18 protein-coding genes are annotated in these 16,914 nt (G+C 67.9%); 15 read left to right on the forward strand and 3 right to left on the reverse strand.

Annotated elements, in window-relative coordinates; translation table 11 throughout:
- The first annotated feature begins 1 nt into the window (after nt 1).
- The 8 genes from tolQ to ftsH all read left to right on the forward strand — a co-directional run bounded on the left by tolQ (nt 2) and on the right by ftsH (nt 9,346).
- Nucleotides 2-718 carry a protein TolQ gene (gene tolQ / locus ACYQ6W_RS02420; RefSeq protein ID WP_459673347.1) on the forward strand — a complete coding sequence of 239 codons (717 nt, stop codon included), beginning with the start codon at nt 2-4 and terminating at the stop codon, nt 716-718.
- A gap of 9 nt (nt 719-727) precedes the next feature.
- Nucleotides 728-1,243 carry a protein TolR gene (gene tolR, locus ACYQ6W_RS02425; RefSeq protein ID WP_459673438.1) on the forward strand — a complete coding sequence of 172 codons (516 nt, stop codon included), beginning with the start codon at nt 728-730 and terminating at the stop codon, nt 1,241-1,243.
- Nucleotides 1,244-1,331: 88 nt separating this feature from the next.
- Nucleotides 1,332-2,534 carry a hypothetical protein gene (locus ACYQ6W_RS02430; RefSeq protein ID WP_459673348.1) on the forward strand — a complete coding sequence of 401 codons (1,203 nt, stop codon included), beginning with the start codon at nt 1,332-1,334 and terminating at the stop codon, nt 2,532-2,534.
- 19 nt (nt 2,535-2,553) lie between these two features.
- The gene (tolB, locus tag ACYQ6W_RS02435; RefSeq protein WP_459673349.1) at nt 2,554-3,939 is read left to right on the forward strand and encodes a Tol-Pal system beta propeller repeat protein TolB; all 1,386 of its coding nucleotides are present in this window, start codon (nt 2,554-2,556) and stop codon (nt 3,937-3,939) included.
- A gap of 407 nt (nt 3,940-4,346) precedes the next feature.
- Entirely contained in the window at nt 4,347-4,856 is a 510-nt protein-coding gene (gene pal, locus ACYQ6W_RS02440) for a peptidoglycan-associated lipoprotein Pal (protein ID WP_459673350.1), read from the forward strand.
- 197 nt (nt 4,857-5,053) lie between these two features.
- A complete protein-coding gene (locus ACYQ6W_RS02445) occupies nt 5,054-5,926 on the forward strand; it encodes a tetratricopeptide repeat protein (protein WP_459673351.1) in 873 nt (290 codons plus the stop codon).
- A 56-nt stretch (nt 5,927-5,982) separates the two neighbouring features.
- Entirely contained in the window at nt 5,983-7,266 is a 1,284-nt protein-coding gene (tilS, locus tag ACYQ6W_RS02450) for a tRNA lysidine(34) synthetase TilS (protein ID WP_459673439.1), read from the forward strand.
- Nucleotides 7,267-7,408: 142 nt separating this feature from the next.
- Nucleotides 7,409-9,346, forward strand: coding sequence for an ATP-dependent zinc metalloprotease FtsH (ftsH, locus tag ACYQ6W_RS02455; protein ID WP_459673352.1), 1,938 nt, complete (start codon nt 7,409-7,411; stop codon nt 9,344-9,346).
- A gap of 107 nt (nt 9,347-9,453) precedes the next feature.
- Here ftsH and ACYQ6W_RS02460 read toward each other — a convergent pair whose 3' ends face one another.
- Nucleotides 9,454-10,191 carry an SDR family NAD(P)-dependent oxidoreductase gene (locus ACYQ6W_RS02460; protein WP_459673353.1) on the reverse strand — a complete coding sequence of 246 codons (738 nt, stop codon included), beginning with the start codon at nt 10,189-10,191 and terminating at the stop codon, nt 9,454-9,456.
- Nucleotides 10,192-10,323: 132 nt separating this feature from the next.
- On the opposite strand from ACYQ6W_RS02460, the gene folP reads away from it, so the two are divergent.
- The 7 genes from folP to ACYQ6W_RS02495 all read left to right on the forward strand — a co-directional run bounded on the left by folP (nt 10,324) and on the right by ACYQ6W_RS02495 (nt 16,067).
- Nucleotides 10,324-11,184 carry a dihydropteroate synthase gene (gene folP / locus ACYQ6W_RS02465; protein ID WP_459673354.1) on the forward strand — a complete coding sequence of 287 codons (861 nt, stop codon included), beginning with the start codon at nt 10,324-10,326 and terminating at the stop codon, nt 11,182-11,184.
- A 29-nt stretch (nt 11,185-11,213) separates the two neighbouring features.
- Nucleotides 11,214-11,474: a type II toxin-antitoxin system Phd/YefM family antitoxin gene (locus tag ACYQ6W_RS02470; RefSeq protein ID WP_459673355.1), complete on the forward strand. Its 261-nt coding sequence runs from the start codon at nt 11,214-11,216 to the stop codon at nt 11,472-11,474.
- A gap of 8 nt (nt 11,475-11,482) precedes the next feature.
- Entirely contained in the window at nt 11,483-11,911 is a 429-nt protein-coding gene (locus ACYQ6W_RS02475; RefSeq protein WP_459673356.1) for a type II toxin-antitoxin system VapC family toxin, read from the forward strand.
- Between the two features lie 81 nt (nt 11,912-11,992).
- Nucleotides 11,993-13,390 carry a phosphoglucosamine mutase gene (gene glmM, locus ACYQ6W_RS02480; protein ID WP_459673357.1) on the forward strand — a complete coding sequence of 466 codons (1,398 nt, stop codon included), beginning with the start codon at nt 11,993-11,995 and terminating at the stop codon, nt 13,388-13,390.
- Nucleotides 13,390-14,220, forward strand: coding sequence for a bifunctional hydroxymethylpyrimidine kinase/phosphomethylpyrimidine kinase (gene thiD / locus ACYQ6W_RS02485; RefSeq protein WP_459673359.1), 831 nt, complete (start codon nt 13,390-13,392; stop codon nt 14,218-14,220). Before glmM ends, thiD begins: the two co-directional genes overlap by 1 nt.
- Nucleotides 14,217-15,287 (forward strand): acyltransferase family protein, encoded by a 1,071-nt coding sequence (locus tag ACYQ6W_RS02490; RefSeq protein ID WP_459673360.1) that lies wholly within the window; start codon nt 14,217-14,219, stop codon nt 15,285-15,287. Before thiD ends, ACYQ6W_RS02490 begins: the two co-directional genes overlap by 4 nt.
- Before the next feature lie 63 nt (nt 15,288-15,350).
- Entirely contained in the window at nt 15,351-16,067 is a 717-nt protein-coding gene (locus tag ACYQ6W_RS02495) for a DUF1223 domain-containing protein (RefSeq protein WP_459673361.1), read from the forward strand.
- On the opposite strand, the gene ACYQ6W_RS02500 is transcribed toward ACYQ6W_RS02495, so the two are convergent.
- Nucleotides 16,053-16,412: a DUF6314 family protein gene (locus tag ACYQ6W_RS02500; RefSeq protein WP_459673362.1), complete on the reverse strand. Its 360-nt coding sequence runs from the start codon at nt 16,410-16,412 to the stop codon at nt 16,053-16,055. The genes ACYQ6W_RS02495 and ACYQ6W_RS02500 overlap by 15 nt on opposite strands.
- A gap of 47 nt (nt 16,413-16,459) precedes the next feature.
- Nucleotides 16,460-16,891 carry a DUF29 domain-containing protein gene (locus ACYQ6W_RS02505; protein WP_459673363.1) on the reverse strand — a complete coding sequence of 144 codons (432 nt, stop codon included), beginning with the start codon at nt 16,889-16,891 and terminating at the stop codon, nt 16,460-16,462.
- Nucleotides 16,892-16,914 lie beyond the last annotated feature (23 nt).

Raw genomic sequence — 16,914 nt, forward strand, 5'->3', positions numbered from 1 at the left:
TTTGGATCAGGCAGTCAATGCCACGCAGCTGGCGGCGCCCGGGAGCAGCCTGTCGCTCTGGGGTCTGTTTTTGCAAGCGGATATCGTCGTCAAGCTGGTGATCCTGTGCCTGCTGGCCGCCAGCATCTGGGTCTGGGCGATCATTTTCGAGAAGTCGACAAGCCTGCGGCGCGCCAATCGCGAGGCCAATGCCTTCGAGGATCGCTTCTGGTCCGGCGGCAGCCTGGATGAGCTGTACGAGCATGAAGGCCAGAAGCCCGGCAATCCCATGGCCGCCGTCTTCGGCGCGGCAATGGGCGAGTGGCGCCGCACCGCGCGGGTCGCGGGCGCCGATCTCGGCCATACCGCCGTGCGGGAGCGTGTCGACCGCGCCATGAACGTCACCATCCAGCGCGAGATGGAGCGGATGGAGCGCTGGATGATCTTCCTCGCCTCCGTCGGCGCGACGGCCCCCTTCATCGGCCTCTTCGGCACGGTCTGGGGCATCATGCACAGCTTCTCGGCCATCGCCGCCATGCACAACACCAACCTCGCCGTGGTGGCGCCGGGCATCGCCGAAGCGCTCTTCGCGACCGCGATCGGCCTCGTCGCCGCCATCCCCTCCGTGCTCGCCTACAACGCCATCAGCACGGATCTCGCGCGCTTCGCCGCGCGGCTCGAAGGTTTCGGCACCGAGTTCAGCGCCATCCTGTCGCGCCAGACGGAAGAGAGGGCCTAAGCCATGGCCATGGGCACTGTCGGCGGCGGCCGGAACGGCCGCGGACGCTATCGGCCGCTCGCCGAGATCAACGTCACCCCTCTGGTCGACGTCATGCTGGTGCTGCTCATCATCTTCATGGTGACGGCGCCCCTCATGACTTCGGGCGTCACCGTCGACCTGCCCAAGACCAGCGCCCAGCCGGTCAACACCGACAGCACGCCCATCACCATTTCGATCAATGCCGAGGGCAAGGTCTTCGTGCAGAACGACCAGACGGAGATCGGTGATCTTGTCGCCAAGCTGCAGGACGTGACCAAAGGGCAGACCGACCGGCGCATCTTCGTGCGTGGCGACCAGTCCATCTCCTACGGCCAGATCATGCAGGTGATGGGCACGATCGTCGCCGGCGGCTTCTCGAAGGTCGCGCTGCTCGCGCAGCAGCCGAATGGCGGGCCGACCCCGGCCGCGGGCGCCACCACCGGCACCACACCGGCCGGCGGCGCGACGACCGGCTCCTCCTCTTCCGGCTCCAGCGGCCAATAGGCCGCCGGCGCGGGCGCCTTCGGCACATCATGGATCACGCCTTGTCTCCTCTCCTCCCGCTTTACTCCCGGCTTCGGGGGCCCGGTCGATGAACCCGCCGATGCGCCGCGCGGCGACGGTTTCGGCCGCCCTGCATCTGCTGCTGCTGGCCGCACTGATCCTGTCTTTGCCGACGCAACCGCCGAAGGAGGCGCCTGATCTCGCCGCCGTTTCTGTGGATTTCGTGGGCCCGACCGATCAGGTCCGCCAATCCGACCTGACGGGCAAGACGGCGGCACCCGACAAGACGGCAACGACCGTGGATGCGCCGAAGGCAACGCAGCAGCCGACGCCGCAGCCGCTGAGCGACGCGCCGCCGCCCCCGCCGCCGCCCCCGCCGCCGCCGTCCGAAACCCCGACGACGCAGCCGCCGGTGCCGACCCCGCCGCCGCCGGCCCCGGCACCGCCTGCACCGCCGACGCCCGAGACGCCGACGCCTGCGCCCGCGCGGACCCCCACGACTCCGTCCCCGCCGCCGCCTGAACCGCAGACGGCGCCCTCGCCGGATGCGGAACCGCTGCCCCCGCCCCCGCCGCCGCAGCCGACGCCGCCGAAGGAGCAGACGCCGCCGAAGCCGGAGACCAAGCCGACGCCGGCCAAGCCCACGCCGCCCAAGGCGCAGCCGACGCCGCAGACCCAGGCGACGCCGACGCCGCCGAGCAAGACGCAGACCGAGGTGAAGCCCGCACCGCAGACCCAGGCGGACGCGACCCCGGCGCTGCCCATGCCGCCACCCCCGGCCCCGCCTGCGCCGCCCGCGCCGGTGAGCCCGACGACGCAGCCGCATCCGACGCAGAACCCGACGGCGATGAGCCAGACCGTGCTCAACACCTTGGACAAGCTGCGCTCGATGAACCTGAACCAGAAGTCGCCGACGTCACGCTACAACCCGCAGCAAGGCGGCGCGCCGGACGCCGGTGGCCAGCGGACGGGCGATGCCACGTCCAGGCTGACAGCCGCCCAGCGCGGTGCAATCGGGCAGAAGATCGAGGGGTGCTGGTTCATCGACGGTGGCGCACCCAACGTGCAGCAGCTCTCCGTCCTCCTCCAGGTGAAGACAAGACCAGGCGGTGAAGTCTATGACGCGCAGGTCGCGCCCCAGGACCTCGGGCGGGTGAACAGTGATCCGGTGCTAGAGGCCTTCGCTCTGCGCGCCCGCAACGCAGCCATGGATGCCAAGTGCAACCCCTTGCCCTTGCCGCCTTCGCTCCAAAATGCGCCTCAAACTTTCACCATCCGGTTCAAGCCGTGACAGGCAAGCAGGAACACGCATGACTGAGATTTTCCGCCTTCCTGGTGACAATGACGATGCGGCGCCGAGCGTCCCCGGCCTGATCCGCAAGATCAGCCGCCGCGGCATGATCGGCACGACGCTCGCGACGGCTCTCGCCGCCCCAGCCTTCGCCCAGAGCGCCCAGGCCCCGGCATCGGGCGGCAGTGATGCGGGTTCGGCCGTCATCGACGTGAGCCATGCGCGCACGGCGCCGATCCCCATTGCTATCCCGCCCTTCGCCGGCGGCACCAGTGCGGGCGACCTGGTCAGCGTGATCTCGAACGACCTCAACAATTGCGGCCTGTTCCGCATCGTCGACGGCTCGGGCGTCGCGGCGACGCCGCCGGGTGGCGCACCCGATTTCGGCGCCTGGAAGGGCACCGGCGCGCAGGCACTCGTCACCGGCAGCGTGCAGCAGAGCGGCGACCAGCTCCGCGTCGAATTCCGTCTGTGGGACGTGCTGCCCGGCACCCAGCTGCAAGGCACCGCTTACACCACCTCGGCCTCCAACTGGCGCCGCATCGCCCATATCATCGCCGACGTCGTCTATCAGCGCCTGCTCGGCGAGAAGGGCTATTTCGATACCCGCATCGCCTACATCTCGGACACGGGGCCGGCCAGCAACCCGACCCGGCGTCTCGCCATCATGGATCAGGATGGCGCCAACAACCGCTATCTGACCGACGGCAGCTGGACCGCCCTCGGACCTCGCTTCAGCCCGACGCGCGATCAGCTCGCCTTCATCAGCTACGTGAACAAGATCGTCCGGGTCTATCTCTTCGACCTCGGCAGCGGGCAGCGGTCGCTCGTCGGCAATTTCCGCACCATGACCCTGTCGCCGCGCTTCTCGCCCGACGGCAACAGCATCATCATGTCGCAGTATCAGAATGGCGGGGCGAACATCATCACCTGCTCTCTGACGGGCGGTAATGTGCGGACACTGACCAATTCCGGCTCAATCGACGTCAACCCCTGCTACAGCCCGGACGGCAGCCAGATCGTCTTCGAATCCGACCGCGGTGGCGACCAGCAGCTCTATGTCATGAACGCCGACGGCTCGAACGTGCGGCGCATCAGCTTCGGCCAGGGGCGCTACGCCGATCCCGTGTGGTCGCCGCGCGGCGACCTCATCGCCTTCACCCGCCTCGGCGGCCAGTTCGCCGTCGGTGTCATGGCGCCGGATGGATCGGGCGAACGCATCCTGTCCGAAAGTTTCGATGTCGAAAGCCCGACCTTCTGCCCGAATGGCCGCGTCATCATGTTCCAGCGCGGCAGCAACACTTCGGCCCGTCTCGTGACGATCGACATCACCGGCTTCAACGAGCAGGCGATTCAGACGCCGACCAGCGCCTCCGACCCGGCTTGGTCGCCCTTGCTGTCCTGAGTCTCTATGGGCGGAACGGGGTCCGAGAAGGCCCTCTTCCGCCCATTGCGCCTGCGCAAGGTGGCGCGCCACACGCGGCGGCGGCCGGCAAATAGAAGCGCCGCCGTTTCTATGCCGACTGCAAATCACGCTCCAATGCGCTGATTCAGAAAGATTTTTTTACTAGAGACCCGCTAGAGGGCACATGGTCCGCTACGCATTGCCCTCTGACAAAGCGTGGCATTTTTTTCACGAGGGGCTGCAATTCTCCGAATGACCCTCACATTGCTTGACCAGTAACCATGGCAAGCGCTAAGCGCCGTTTCGCCTGGTGATTCCTAGTACAACAGGTTGAATTTTCCGGTTGGCTACTTTTTTTCGACGCATCCATCTCTTCCACCACGAACCCCTGTAGGGACACGATCGAAATGAACATCAAGATGCTCGGCGCCTTCGCCGCCGTTGCTTTGCTGGCTGCCTGCGCCAAGCCCGCCGCAACCGGCATGTCGACCGGTGCAGGCGCGACCGTCACCTCCGGCCCGGCTCCGGGCAGCGAAGAGGATCTGGTTGCGAACGTGGGTGACCGCGTCTTCTTTGGTTTCAACAAGTCCAACCTGAGCCCGGACGCGACCGCGACCCTCGGCAAGCAGGCCGGCTGGCTCCAGAAGTATCCGGAAGTCGCCGTTCTCGTCGCCGGCAACTGCGACCCGCGTGGCACGGAAGAGTACAACCTGGCTCTCGGCCAGCGCCGCGCCGACGCCGCCCGCGACTACCTGGTCGCCCAGGGCGTGAGCGGCTCCCGCATCCAGACGATCAGCTACGGCAAGGATCGTCCGATCGCGCAGGGCAACGACGAGTCCGCCTGGTCGCAGGATCGTAACGCCATCACCTCCGTGCAGGGCCACAACCCGCAGGAAGGCATGGGCGCTTCGTCCTAATCGCCTTCGCCTGATACCGGAGGCTGCGGCTTCCGGTCCGGACAATGGCGGGCAGGCAACTGCCCGCCATTTTTCGTGGTGCATCCGCATCGGCGTCCTGCGCGATGACAATGTTTTGGTAAGCCTGTCATCATGACGTGTGGCAGCGCGGATGCTAGAAGCGCCCGTTGACCTGCCCCCTGGAGATTCGTCCTTTCATGAAGAAGTCCCTGCTGGCTGGGCTCTCGGCAAGCGCCCTCTGCCTCCTCCTCCTCGCCAGCCCCGCCCGGGCGCAGGATGCGTCGGTGACCAGCCGCGAGGGCATCGCGCTGCAGAACCAGATCCTGTCCCTGCAGAATCAGGTGCAGCAGCTGCAGGCGAGCGTGCAGCAGGTTCAGGCCAGCGGCGGTGGCGGCGGCGGCAATAGCCAGGCGCCCGTGGACAATGGCGCGAACGGCGGCCTCACGGCCCAGCTCCTGCAGCGCGTCAGCACGCTCGAACAGCAGGTGCGCGATCTGACCGGCCAGCTCCAGCAGTTGCAGAATCAGGTCAACACGCAGAACGCGCAGCTCAACAAGCAGATCGGCGATCTCAGCTTCCAGATGCAGGGGGGCGCCGGTGCCGCCGCCGGCCAGGCCGCGGGCGCCGCTGCCGGCAGTGCCGCCGCGGCCGCGCCCAGCCCCGACTCCCCGCAGGCGGTCGCCGCGCCCACGCCGGAAGCGCTCATGCAGAAGGGCGTGCTCGCCCTGCATCAGGGCGACTTCAAGACCTCCGAGGGTGTCGCCCGCGAAATCCTGGTGAAGTTCCACAAGTCGCCGCGCGCTTATGACGCGCAGTTCCTCCTCGCCCAGTCCCTGCAGGGGCAGAAGCGCTATCAGGAAGCGGCACTCGCCTTCGACGACACCTATAATATGAACCACAAGGGCAGTAAGGCGCCGAGCGCCCTGCTCGGTCTCGCGACGACGCTCGGCGCCATCAACCAGAAGGCTGCCGCCTGCGACACGCTGAAGACGCTGAACGCGCAGTTCCCGAAGCCGCCGGGCTACCTCGTGCAGCCGATCGCCACCCAGCATAAGAGGCTGGGCTGCTGACGGCAGCGCAGCCCGTCTCGGCCGCGGAATTCGCGGCCGCCCTTGCGGCGCCGGCCCTGTTCGGCGCCCCTCCCCGTCTCGGCCTCGCGGTCTCCGGCGGTGCCGACAGCCTCTGCCTCGCATTGCTCGCCCGGGATTGGGTGGCGGCGCGCGGGGGAGAGGCCATCGCCTTCATCGTCGATCACGGATTGCGGGCAGACTCGGCCGCGGAAGCGGCGATGACCGCAAACCGCCTGGCCACCCTCGGCCTCCCGGCCCGCATCCTGCGCCTCAGCGGTCTCGGATCGAGACCAGGTCTCTCCGAACGCGCGAGGAAGGCGCGCTATGCGGCGCTGGAGGCGGCCTGCCATGCCGCCGGTCTCATCGATCTTCTCCTCGGCCATCATGCGGCGGACCAGGCGGAGACACTGATCATGCGGCGCTTGCGCGGCAGCGGGCCGGACGGCCTGGCCGGCATGGCCCCGCTCACCGAGACCGCAGGCTTGCGCCTGTGGCGGCCGTTGCTCGGCTTTGCACCCGGCCGGCTGCGGGCGACGCTCCGCGTCGCGGGTCTTTCCTGGGCGGAGGACCCGACCAATCGGGACCTTCGCTACACGCGGGCCCGTATCCGCGCCTTGCGGGCCGACGCCGAGGGCCAAGGCCCGGCGACCCAGGCCTTGGTCGAGGCCGCCAGCCTCTATGGCCGGCGCCGTACGGACCGCGAGGCGGAGGTCGCAGCCTGGCTTGCCCGGCACGTCGTCATCCGCCCCGAAGGCTTCGCACTCTTGCCGGACGATGAGGCCTGGCCGCCGGAGGCGCTCCGCCGCCTGATCCGGATGATCGCCGGCCAGGCACACCTGCCCGATGCCGAGACGGTGGCGCCCCTCGCCACCAACCCCGCATCCGTGATCGGCGCAGGTGTTTCGCTGCACGGCACGCTGCTGCGCCCGGCGGGGCGGCTCGGCCCCGGCTTCCTGCTCTGTCGCGAAGCCGCCGCCTGCGCGCCCCCCGTCCCAGCTTTGGCGGCCACGGCGTGGGACGGGCGCTTTCGACGGCCGGCGGGCACGGCGGACCTGCCGGGGCAGTGGATCGGCGCGCTCGGCCCCCCGCCCTCCGCGCTTCGCGCCCGCTCCGTTCTGCCGGCGCGTGTGCTGGCGACTCTGCCGGCCTTCCGCGCCGCGGACGGCCGCCTTCTGGCCGTGCCGGCCCTCGATTGGCCCGAGCCCGCACTGCCGCAGCATCGGCTGATTTTTGGCCCTACGCGGCCAGCGACGATCGGTTTCGCCGCTTCCGGCATGACCGCAGCGTCATTCCGGCATGAGGGAAGGGATGTGCTGGGCGAAAAGACGTCCTATCTTTAAGGTCCCGAGGTAGACTAGCATCCTCATCAGGTCTTGCCTTCGCGGGGAGACCCCTGGATGCTCTCACCGCTTCGCTCAGCTTGATGAGGGAGCAAAGGCGGGTGTTTGGTGCCTGTATGCCGGTTAGGAACTGGATGACGTAATGAGCAATTTCGGTCGCAACCTCGCCTTGTGGGTGATCATCGCACTGCTGCTGGTCGTGCTGTTCAGCCTGTTCCAGCCCGGCGGTCTGCGGGGCACCAACGGCTCCTCCAACGTCACCCAGATGGCCTATTCCGAATTCCTCGGCCAGGTGAACCAGGGCAACGTCAAGGACGTCGTCATTCAGGACCGCAATATCAGCGGCGATCTGAAGGATGGCCGCGCCTTCGAGACCTATACCCCGAACGACCCGTCGCTGGTGCAGACCCTGACCAGCAAGAACGTCGAGATCGTCGCGAAGCCGGCGGATAGCGACAGCAACCCGCTGCTCCACTACCTGCTCTCCTGGTTCCCGATGCTGCTCTTCGTCGGCGTCTGGATTTTCTTCCTGCGCCAGATGCAATCCGGCGGCGGACGCGCCATGGGCTTCGGCAAGTCCCGCGCCCGTCTGCTGACCGAGAAGCAGGGCCGCGTGACCTTCGAAGACGTCGCGGGCATCGAGGAAGCCAAGGTCGAGCTCAGCGAGGTCGTGGAGTTCCTGAAGGACCCGCAGAAGTTCCAGCGTCTCGGCGGCAAGATCCCCAAGGGCGTGCTGCTGGTCGGTCCCCCGGGCACCGGTAAGACGCTGCTCGCCCGCGCCATCGCCGGCGAAGCGAACGTGCCCTTCTTCACCATCTCCGGTTCCGACTTCGTCGAGATGTTCGTGGGTGTGGGCGCGAGCCGTGTGCGCGACATGTTCGAACAGGGCAAGAAGAACGCGCCCTGCATCATCTTCATTGACGAAATCGACGCCGTCGGCCGGCATCGCGGTGCGGGTCTCGGCGGCGGCAATGACGAGCGCGAGCAGACCCTGAACCAGCTCCTGGTGGAGATGGACGGCTTCGAAAGCAATGAGGGCGTCATCCTCATCGCCGCCACCAACCGGCCGGACGTCCTGGACGCGGCGCTGCTGCGACCGGGCCGCTTCGACCGCCAGGTAGTGGTGCCCAATCCGGACGTGAACGGCCGCGAGCGTATCCTGCGTGTCCACATGCGCAAGGTGCCGCTGGCCGCCGACGTCGACCCGAAGACCATCGCCCGCGGCACTCCCGGCTTCTCCGGCGCCGACCTCGCCAATCTGGTCAACGAGGGCGCGCTGCTCGCCGCCCGCCGCGGCAAGCGCGTCGTCTCCATGCTCGAATTCGAGGATGCGAAGGACAAGGTGATGATGGGCGCCGAGCGGCGCTCCCTCGTGATGAGCGAGGACGAGAAGAAGATGACCGCCTATCACGAGGCGGGGCATGCCCTCTGCGCCATGCTCGAGCCGGAATGCGACCCGGTCCACAAGGCCACCATCATTCCGCGCGGCCGGGCGCTCGGCCTCGTCATGAGCCTGCCGGAAGGCGACCGCTACTCGAAGAGCAAGTCCAAGCTGCTGTCTGAACTGACCATGGCGATGGGCGGCCGTGCCGCCGAAGAGATCATCTTCGGCGCGGACAAGGTCTCCAACGGCGCGGCCGGCGACATCAAGATGGCAACCGACCAGTCCCGCCGGATGATCACGGAATGGGGCATGAGCGATAAGCTCGGCATGATTGCCTATGGCGACAACGGCCAGGAGCTGTTCCTCGGCCATTCCGTGACGCAGCACAAGAACGTCTCGGAAGCGACGGCGCGCGAGATCGACACCGAAATCAAGTCGATCATCGATGCGGCCTATGCCAAGGCGAAGCGGCTGCTGACCGAGAATATCGGCGCCCTTCACGCCATCGCCCGCGCCCTGCTCGAATTCGAGACGCTGTCAGGTGACGAAGTACGCGGCGTGTTGCGCGGCGAACCCGTGGTGCGCAAGCCGGTGGACGACGTGCCGCCGCCGGAAAGCCGCCGGGCCTCGGTGCCGACGGCCGGGCGGCCCGCGCCCCTGCCGGGCGGCATTGGCCCCTCCCCCAACCCCGCTTGAGCGCGAGCGCGGGACCAAACCAAAAAACCCCCGGAGGTCCGCCTCCGGGGGTTTTTCTTTGCCGCAGACGGCAGCGGTAGAGTGGGCGGGCCTAGCCGGAGACCCGCTCACACATGCTGGCCGCCATTGATGTGGATTTCCGAACCGTTCACGTAGGAGGAGGCGTCGGTGCAGAGAAAATAGATGGTCTCTGCCACTTCCGTGGTCGTGCCCAGGCGGCGCATGGGCACTTCCGCCGCCACCAGCTCGTCCGTCCCTTCTGACAGGATGGAGGTGCCGATCTCGCCCGGCGCGATCGCATTGGCGCGGACGCCGCGGCCGCCGAATTCATGTGCCATCTCGCGGGTAAGCGCGGCGAGCGCCGCCTTGGACGCGGCATAGGCGACGCCGGCGAAGGGATGCACGCGCGACCCCGCGATGGAGGTGACGTTCACGATGGAGCCGCGCGCCCGCTCCAGCTCCGGCATCAGGGCGCGGGCGAGCAGCGCGGTGGAGACGAGGTTGACGTTGAGAACCTTGGCCCAGAGGGCGGCATCCGTCTCCAGCACGCCGAGGCGCCGGCCCTCCGCCCCCTTGGGCGAGATGCCGGCATTGTTGACCAGCGCATGCAACCGGCCATCGGCCAGGCGGCCGCGTACCTCGGCCGCCAGATCCTCGATCCCCGCCAGGTCTTCGAGGTCCGCCTGGATGTGGCTTTCCTTGGCGCCGGGCCAGCCGCACAGCTCCGAGGAATGGCGGGAGACGGTGAGCAGTCGCCACCCGCGCTCCTGGAACAGCTTGACCGTCGCATGGCCGATCCCCCGGCTCGCTCCGGTCAGCAGCAGCACGGGCTTCACGTCAGACATTCGCCTCTCCCACCCCCGCCTTCAGTCCCGGCGCCGCAGTGGCGCGTGGCAGAGGTCTCTTCCCATGATATCCGGTGGCACGCCGTGCGCCATGTCCGTTTCATCACGGTTGCGAATGCCTGGAGAGCCTGCATGTCCCCGCTCCCTCCCCCGCGCCTCTGGGCCGGCCTCAGCCTCGACCGTCCGCGCGTGATGGGCATCCTCAACGTGACGCCGGACAGCTTCAGTGACGGCGGCCGTCATGCGGCGGCGGAAGCGGCCATCGGCGCGGGGCGCGCGATGCTGGAGGCGGGCGCCGACATCATCGACATCGGCGGCGAAAGCACCCGGCCGGGAGCAACCGCCGTCGATCCGGCGGAGGAGCAGGCGCGCATCCTGCCCGTCATCCGCACGCTCGCCGGACAAGGCGCGGTGATGTCGGTCGATAGCCGCAACGCGGCCACCATGGGGGCCGCGCTCGACGCCGGGGCCCGCATCGTCAATGACGTAACGGCCCTGACGCATGATCCCGCCGCCCGCGCGCTCGTCGCCCGGCGCGGCGCCCCGGTCGTGCTCATGCACATGCGCGGCACGCCCGAGACGATGAACGGACTCAACCAGTATGAGGACATCGGCCGGGACGTGGCGCGCGAACTCGCAGAACAGATCGCGGCGGCACGGGTGGCCGGGATTGCGCCGGACGCAATCGTGACCGATCCAGGCTTCGGCTTCGCCAAGATCGGTCCGCAGAACGTCGCGCTCCTGCGCGATCTCGCTCCGCTCGCAGCGCTCGGCTACCCCATGCTCATCGGCCTGTCGCGCAAGGGCTTCATCGGCCAGCTCTCGGGCGAGGCCGTGGCGGCCAGGCGGCTGGGCGGCTCCCTCGCCGCCGCTCTCTTTGCCCTCACGCAGGGTGCGGCGATCCTCCGCGTCCATGACGTGCCGGAAACGGTGCAGGCGGTGCAGGTGTGGCAGAGGCTCGCGAAACAAGCGGAAGCGTGCTGCGATCTATGATAAAGTCTTCTGCTCTAGGAGAAGCCGTCATGGATGCCATCACGGAACACGACGCTGTTGCAAATATCCAGGCTCTGATCGCGCGTGTGGAACATGGTGAGGAAGTCATCATCACGCGTGACGGCAAGCCTGTTGCTAAAATTGTCGGGGTTGAGAACGGCGATCCGCTGCTCGACCCGGCGCGGCGGGCACGACAAAAGGCCGCTGTGGAGGGGATTCGTAAGCTCGGCGCCCGTGTGCGCCTTGATGGATTGAGCATCAGGCAATTGATCGAAGAGGGGCGCCGGTAAACCGCTCCATGGCATTTGTCATCGACAATTCGGTGGCAATCGCTTGGTGTTTCGCTGACGAACGCACGGCCTCGGTGATGGCGCTTCTCGAGCGGGTCATGACGGAGCGGGTCATGGCTCCGCCTATTTGGCCTCTCGAAGCAACGAATGTGCTCTTCATTGCCGAGAGGCGGAGACGCATCACGCGGACGCAACGGATCGAATTCCTGGTTTTTCTCCATGATCTTCCAATCCAGATCGAAGTGGGGCGCGATATTTGGGGAGAACTCAGCACCTGGGGAGCCGAACCCCAGCTCTGTGAACGATACGAGCTTACAGCTTATGATGCGTCCTACCTGGCCTTGGCGTTGAAGCATCGCATTCCGCTCGCGACCCGGGATAAGGCGCTGATCACTGCCGCGAAGGCAGAAGGAGTGACTCTCCTCGAAACCCTCTGATACCAGCCCTGAATTGCCTGGCCGCCTGGGCCTCGCTACACCAAGCGACTTCAAGACGGATTGCACGAGGCGGACAGGATCATGAGCACAGGCACCAAGGGCCAGACGGCCGCCCCCGCCCGGTCGCTCTTCGGCACGGATGGCATCCGCGGCCGCGCCAATACCCATCCCATGACGGTGGAGACCGCCTTGCGCCTCGGCCAGGCGGCCGGCCTCATGTTCACCCGCGGCAGCCACCGCCATCAGGTGCTGATCGGCAAGGATACCCGCCTCTCCGGCTATATGATCGAGCAGGCGCTGACCGCAGGCTTCCTCTCTGCCGGGATGGACGTGGTGCTCGCCGGCCCCCTGCCTACCCCCGCCATCGCCATGCTCACCCGCAGCCTGCGCGCCGATCTCGGGGTCATGATCTCGGCCTCGCACAATCCCTTCGAAGACAACGGCATCAAGCTCTTCGGCCCCGACGGTGTGAAGCTGTCGGACGAACACGAGGCCCGCATCGAAGCCGAAATGGCCGCCGACCTCGAACCGCAGCTCGCCGCCCCCGATGCGCTTGGCCGTGCGCGACGCCTGAACGACGCCGCGGGCCGCTACATCGAAGGCGTGAAGGCGACCTTCCCCAAGGGCCTGCGGCTCGACGGGCTCAAGATCGTGCTCGATTGCGCCAATGGCGCCGCCTATCGCGTGGCGCCGACGGCGCTGTGGGAACTCGGCGCCCATGTCATCCCGCTCGGCGTAACCCCCGATGGCTTCAACATCAATCGCGGCTGCGGCTCGACGGTTCCCGATCAGCTCTGCGCCGCCGTCGTCGAGCACAGCGCGGATATCGGCATCGCGCTCGACGGCGATGCGGACCGGCTTATCATGTCCGACGAGCATGGCGAGATCATCGACGGCGATCAGATCCTCGCCCTCATCGCGCAATCCTGGGCCAAGAGCGATCGGCTGACCGGCAGCGGCATCGTCGCCACCGTCATGTCCAACCTCGGCCTGCAGAGATTCCTGCGTGACCTCGGGCTCGACCTGCACCGCACGAAGGTCGGGGACCGCTACGTCGCCGAGCGCATGCGGGCACTCGGCATCAATCTCGGCGGCGAACAATCGGGCCACGTCATCCTCTCCGATTTCGCGACGACGGGAGACGGGCTGGTGGCGGCCATGCAGGTCCTCGCGGTGCTCGTGCGCCAGGGCCGCCCGGCTTCGGAAGTGTGCCGCGTCTTCCGCCCCTCGCCACAGCTCCTGCGCAACGTGCGTTTCGGCGGTCCGTCCCCTCTCGGCGATGCCCGCGTTCAGGCAGCCATCACCGAAGCCGAGGCCGCGCTCGGCCCCGAAGGCCGGCTGCTCATTCGCCCCTCGGGCACGGAACCGCTGATCCGCGTCATGGCGGAGGCCGAGGACGAGGCGCTGATCGCCCGCATCGTCGGCGAACTCTGCGAGGTCATCGCCGCCGTCGCCCGCGCGCCCGAAACCGCCGCCTGATGGCCTACGCTGCGGGTCGTGTCCTCGTCATCGCCGGCTCCGATAGCGGCGGCGGCGCCGGCATCCAGGCCGACATCAAATCCGTCATGGCGATGGGTGGCTTCGCGACGACGGCGCTCGCGGCACTGACGGCGCAGAACACGCGCGGGGTCAGCGGCGTGATGCCCGTGCCGCCCGCCTTTCTCCGCGCCCAGATCGATGCGGTAATGGCCGATATCGGCGCAGATGCGGTGAAGACCGGCATGCTGCCCGACACCGCGAGCATCGAGACGGTGGCGGATTTTCTGGAAAGCCAGCCTGCCGACCTGCCCTTCGTGATGGACCCGGTGATGGTCGCGACCAGCGGTGACCGCCTGCAATCGTCAGAAGCGCTGGCGGCGCTGCGCACGCGCCTCCTACCGCGCGCCACCGTCATTACCCCCAATATCCCCGAAGCCGAGTTGCTGCTCGGCCATCGCATCAACGATGCGGAGGCCCAGGTTGCCGCCGCGCGCGCGCTGCTCGCCACGGGCGCGCAGGCCGTGCTCGTCAAAGGCGGCCACCTGCCGGGCGAGGTGGTGACGGATCTGCTGGCGAACGCCGATGGCATCGTCGCCATCAGCGGGCCCCGCATTGATTCCACCAGCACCCACGGCACGGGCTGCACCCTCGCTTCGGCCATCGCCGCGGGGCTCGCCCAGGGGATGGCGCTCGAAGCCGCCATTCGCCGTGCTCGCGCCTACGTCGCCGCCGCCATCGCGGATGCGCCGGGCCTTGGGCAGGGTCATGGGCCGCTCAACCACGGGGTGACGCTGGACCCGGCGCGCATCGCCGCACTCGGCGCCACTTGAGCCAGGCTGCCGCCGCGCCGCTGCGGCACCAGAACCGTGCGCTGACCGCGCTCCGAGGCATCGCCGCCCTCTGGGTGGTCGGGCTGCACCTGCAATTCGGTCTCGGCCTGCTCGGCTATCCGGCCGGTGCCGCGGTCTTCAAGCCCGGCTACCTCGCGGTCGACGTCTTCTTCGTCCTCTCGGGCTTCGTCATCACCGCCGTCCACCGCGACCTGGCGGGCTGGGCCGAGGCACGCGCCTTCCTCCTCAAGCGGGTCTTTCGCATCTATCCGCTGCACCTCTTCGTACTGGCCCTTCTCCTCGCCCTCTGGCTCCGTGAGGTCGCGCTGACCGGCAGCCAAGATCCGAGCCAGCGCCTCGGCGACCTGCCGATCGTGGCGCTGCTGCTGCAGCCCTATCTGATCCATGGCCTGACCTGGAACACGGTGAGCTGGTCGATCGGCGTCGAGATGCTGTGCTACCTGCTCTTCCCCATCGCCCTGCGGCTGCTGCGCCCACGGCCGCTGGCCGGCACCTTGATCCTGCTGGTCCTCGCCTGCCTGTGGGAGCGGCACGCGCATTCCGAACTGGTCTGGGGCTGGCCCGCCATCCAGCGCGGCCTGGCGGGCTTCACCCTCGGCATGGTGCTGCAACAGGCGAGCGTGCTGCTGCCCCGACCTTCGGCCCGGATCGCCGATCTGCTCGGAATTTTCGCCTGCGCCGGCATGGTGCTGGCGCTTGCCACGCGCGCGCCGCAGGATCTGCCGCTCTGGGCCGCGCTGCTGATCCTCGCCCTGGCGAGCGAGCGCGGGCGTTTCTCCGCCGCACTCGGATGCGCGCCGCTCTTCTGGCTCGGACAGATTTCTTTCTCGATCTATCTCCTGCATCCGACGATCGCGAGCCTCGCCTTCGTCTTCCTGCCGCCGGCCTCCCTTCATCTCGCGCCGGTCACAACGTCGCTGGTCTGGAGCGGCGTCGTGCTCGCCGTGATTCTGGTGCTGGCGACGCTCACCTGGCGTCTGGTCGAGGAGCCGGCGCGGCGCTTCGGCGGCCGTCTTGCCAGGGGGCGTCTGGCCCAGACCAGGTAACCGCCAGACCCGACGCCGCGAAAAGCGGACAGAACAGCCGCAACGGTGTCGACCATGGGATGGATGCGCAGTCTTCTGGCAGGAGCGACGGTGCTCGCCGGCCTCTCCCTGCCTTATGCCATGGCGACCGCGGCCTCTCTCGGCGAGCCGATCGTGGTGGAGCTTTTCACCTCCCAAGGCTGCTCCTCCTGTCCCCCGGCCGATGCCTATGCCGCCGAACTCGCCCGCACGCGGCCCGATCTCCTCGTCCTCGATTTTCATGTGGATTACTGGAACGCCCTCGGCTGGCACGATCCTTTCTCGCTGGCCGCCGCCACCGCACGCCAGGTCGCCTATGACCGGCTTCTGCACACGGAAACCTATACGCCGCAGATCGTCGTGGGCGGTGTCGCCCAAGCGATCGGCTCGGATCGCGACGGCGTCAGGCAGGCGATCGTGGCAGCCGAAAGCGGCGCCCGGGCGCGCGCGCCCATCATGCTGAGCCTGACGGCCGAGGGTGGCCACCTCCGCATCGCGGCGGGCGGGGGCCCGGGTGACGGGACGCTGTGGCTCGTCGGCTATGACCGCAGCCACCGCACTCCGATCGGCCATGGCGAGAATGCCGGGCTGACGGAGACCGAGGCGGACATCGTGCGGTCGGTAATCAAGGTTGCGGATTGGTCTGGCGCCCCCGCCACGTGGACAGCGGCTCGGCCGGAAGGCGAGGCCTTCGCGCTGCTGCTGCAGAGGCCGGACGGCACGATCCTCGCGGCCGCCCGGGCGACGTCAGCCGAGTCGTAAAAAGAGGGACGCGATCACCAGATCCTTGCGTGGCCCGGTGATGCGCCAGGACAGCCACCAGCGGTCGGCGGTCTCGACACGGTAGCGGCCCCGATAGAGGTCGGGCGCGCAGTCGTGGGAGACGTGGGCCCGTCCGTGCTCCGGCCGCAGGTCATGGAAGAAGCGGCCGTCGGCGAAGAAGACGCGATAGCCTGTCGGGGTCTCTTGGTAGCGGTAGCTTTGCCGCGCCTCCGTCTGCATCGCCCCCAGCGTCAGCAGCCCATCTTCCGCATAGGTCAGACTCCCAGGGGAGGCAGACGTGACGCGCGCGATGCCGGACAGCCGGCCCATCGGGCCGCCGCTCACGTCCCGGATGCGGCGCAGCAGACGCCATTCGCCTGCGAGGATGTCGCTCAGCCCGGCCAGAAGTCGGGGTCCATGATCTGCGCGAAGGTCCAGGGGCAGGTGCCAGGGAATGCGCTGGAAGCAAGCCTGGTTTCAGCCGCTGCTTCGATGACTGCGTTTTCGTAGGCCCGGGCAATGGCCTGGCTCAGCATCGCCTTCAGACTGGGATTATCCTCAAGATGATCGGACAGCAGATTGCGCTGAACCTTGATGGTCGCTTCCCAACTCGCACCACGAAGTGCGGGTTGATACTGCCATTTCAGCAGATGCAGCAGCAGCACGCTCAGCCGGTTGATAAGCTCGCGCTTTTCGCTCCGCCCCATGCTTTCGATTTCCTCGGCAATGTGGGCGATGTCGGCCTCAGCCAGCTTGCCCGCGCGCAGCAGGGCCGCCTGCTCATTGGCCCAGGCGTAGAAGTCGCGGTCATAGGTATCGCTCATGGCCCCCCTTCCCCCAGGCGTCC

The sequence above is a fragment of the Acidisoma sp. 7E03 genome (assembly GCF_054665075.1).

Bases quoted from the DNA above. Each gene is read 5' to 3' on its own strand.
- tolR (WP_459673438.1), top strand. From the start codon at position 728: ATGGGCACTGTCGGCGGCGGCCGGAACGGCCGCGGACGCTATCGGCCG.
- ACYQ6W_RS02430 (WP_459673348.1), top strand. From the start codon at position 1,332: ATGAACCCGCCGATGCGCCGCGCGGCGACGGTTTCGGCCGCCCTGCAT.
- tolB (WP_459673349.1), top strand. From the start codon at position 2,554: ATGACTGAGATTTTCCGCCTTCCTGGTGACAATGACGATGCGGCGCCG.
- pal (WP_459673350.1), top strand. From the start codon at position 4,347: ATGAACATCAAGATGCTCGGCGCCTTCGCCGCCGTTGCTTTGCTGGCT.
- ACYQ6W_RS02445 (WP_459673351.1), top strand. From the start codon at position 5,054: ATGAAGAAGTCCCTGCTGGCTGGGCTCTCGGCAAGCGCCCTCTGCCTC.
- ftsH (WP_459673352.1), top strand. From the start codon at position 7,409: ATGAGCAATTTCGGTCGCAACCTCGCCTTGTGGGTGATCATCGCACTG.
- ACYQ6W_RS02460 (WP_459673353.1), bottom strand. From the start codon at position 10,191: ATGTCTGACGTGAAGCCCGTGCTGCTGCTGACCGGAGCGAGCCGGGGG.
- folP (WP_459673354.1), top strand. From the start codon at position 10,324: ATGTCCCCGCTCCCTCCCCCGCGCCTCTGGGCCGGCCTCAGCCTCGAC.
- ACYQ6W_RS02470 (WP_459673355.1), top strand. From the start codon at position 11,214: ATGGATGCCATCACGGAACACGACGCTGTTGCAAATATCCAGGCTCTG.
- ACYQ6W_RS02475 (WP_459673356.1), top strand. From the start codon at position 11,483: ATGGCATTTGTCATCGACAATTCGGTGGCAATCGCTTGGTGTTTCGCT.
- glmM (WP_459673357.1), top strand. From the start codon at position 11,993: ATGAGCACAGGCACCAAGGGCCAGACGGCCGCCCCCGCCCGGTCGCTC.
- thiD (WP_459673359.1), top strand. From the start codon at position 13,390: ATGGCCTACGCTGCGGGTCGTGTCCTCGTCATCGCCGGCTCCGATAGC.
- ACYQ6W_RS02495 (WP_459673361.1), top strand. From the start codon at position 15,351: ATGCGCAGTCTTCTGGCAGGAGCGACGGTGCTCGCCGGCCTCTCCCTG.
- ACYQ6W_RS02505 (WP_459673363.1), bottom strand. From the start codon at position 16,891: ATGAGCGATACCTATGACCGCGACTTCTACGCCTGGGCCAATGAGCAG.